Annotated in this window: 2 protein-coding genes; both read left to right on the forward strand. The window is 70.0% G+C overall.

Annotated features, from left to right (window positions below; translation table 11 throughout):
• A partial coding sequence (locus AC1DU6_RS28690) for a hypothetical protein (protein WP_477861297.1) occupies positions 1-825 on the forward strand: 825 nt, incomplete at its 5' end.
• A 65-nt stretch (positions 826-890) separates the two neighbouring features.
• A partial coding sequence (locus AC1DU6_RS28695; RefSeq protein WP_477861299.1) for a TolB family protein occupies positions 891-2,132 on the forward strand: 1,242 nt, incomplete at its 3' end.

Here is a 2,132-nt window from a genome sequence, read left to right on the forward strand (position 1 = left end):
CAACTGGCCTTCACACACGGCGACCGCGCCCTCGCGCTGGCGGAGGCCGAGCGTGCGCTGCAACTGGCCGGCAGCGACCCCGTCGCCCGCGCACCGGCTCTGGTGCGCCGTGCCTGGGTGCTGCTGGCCGGCGACAACCGCGAGCAGGGCCAGACCCGCCCGCTTGAAGAGGCTATCGGCCTGGCTCGGCGCGTCGGCGACGTGGCCACCGAGGCGCGTGCCTGGCAGCAACTGGCCGCCATCGCCGTGTCGCGTGGCCAGCCCGCGCAGGCCGAGGCGCTGTACGCCCGCGCCCAGGAGCTGTGGGAGGCGGTCGGCCACTCGCGCCAGGCCGCCGCAAGGCTGCGCAACCGCGCCCAGTGCCTGATCGAGCTGGGCGACATCGCCACCGCGCTGGGTTGGATCACCGCCTGCCAGCGGCTGGCCGAGGCCGACGGCGACGGCGTGGGCCAGCTCGACGCGGCCATCTCGCTCGCCATGGTCCACGAAGCCCGCCGCGACTGGCCGGCCATGCTCGCGGCGGCTCGCCAGGCCTTGCGCATCGCGCATGGGCGTCAGCATCTGCACGCGCGGGCCTTGACGCTGCAGCTCTTCCCCCGGCCGCTGGCACGGCTGCGCCAGCCCGAGCATGCGCTGCAGCTGGCGGCCTTTGCAGAGCAGTACTGGCAGCGCCATCTGGGCGCCCTGGGCTCGCGTGAAGCCCGCGCGCTGGCGCGTGTGCGCCGCCTGGCCGGCGCCCAACTCAGCGGCGACGGCGCCAAGCTGGCCTGGGCCTCCGGGCAAACCCTGAACCTCGCAGAAGCCCTGGCCTTGGCTGGGGCGTGACGAACGGGCGGGCAAGCCACCCTTCGCTAGCATCGAAGGTTTTGGTCTTCCCAACACCCGCCTCCATGCATCGTCTGAACGCCGCCCCCGCCCTGCTGCTGGCCGCAGCCCTGGCCGCGAACGCGCAAGAAGCGCCCAAGCCTGCCGCGCCGGCCGCGTCCGCGGTCTGGAATGTCAACACGCCGCCCGGCGTGGCCAGGACGGCCAGCATCGATGTGAAGACAGGCACCTGGATGAGCGTGGACGTCAGCCCCGACGGCAAGACGATCGTGTTCGACCTGCTGGGTGACCTGTACACGCTGCCGATCGGCGGCGGCGAGGCCAAGGCGCTGACCCACTCCATCGCGTGGGAACACCAGGCCCGCTTCTCGCCGGACGGCAAGCAGATCGCCTTCCTCAGCGACGCCGGCGGCGGCGACAACATCTGGGTCATGAACATAGACGGCAGCGGCGCCCGCGCCGTGACCAAGGAAGACTTCCGCCTGCTGAACAACCCGGTCTGGCACCCCAGCGGCAAATACCTGCTGGCACGCAAGCACTACACCGGCACGCGCAGCGCGGGCTCGGGCGAGATCTGGCTCTTCCATGTCGACGGCGACGCCGCGAAGAACAAGGGCGTGCAGCTCAACGAGAAGCCCAACTGGCAGAAGGACCTCGGCGAGCCGGCCGTGTCGCCGGACGGCAAGTACCTTTACTACTCGCAGGACACGACACCCGGAAAGACCTTCGAATACAACARGGACAGCAATGGCGAGATCTACAAGATCTTCCGCCAGGACCTGGGCGACGGGTCGGTCGAGGCCTTCGTTCAAGGCCCCGGTGGCGCGGTGCGGCCCACGCCCTCGCCGGATGGCAAATACCTGGCCTTCGTGCGCCGCGTGCGCAACCAGAGCACGCTGTTCCTGAAGGACCTGAGCACCGGTGTCGAGCGCCCGGCCTGGAGTGGCCTGTCACGCGACCTGCAGGAGATCTGGGCGATGTGGGGCGTCTACCCCAGCTTCGCGTGGATGCCTGGCTCCAAGGAGATGGTCGTCTGGGCCGAGGGCAAGATCTGGCGCGTCGACCCCTTCAAGGGCACGGCTGCCGACATTCCCTTCCACGTGAAGGACACGCGCGAGCTGCGCGAACCGATGCGCTTTGCGCAAGACGTGTCCCCGGCGAAGTTCGCCGTGCACCAGTTGCGCGGTGCCCAGGTGTCGCCGGACGGCAAGCGCGTCGTCTACTCGGCCCTGGGCTCGCTCTACGTCAAGGATCTGCCGGACGGCACGCCGCGCCGGCTGACCAAGCAAGACGAGTCGTTTGAGTTT

Source organism: Roseateles sp. P5_B10, assembly GCF_056400485.1.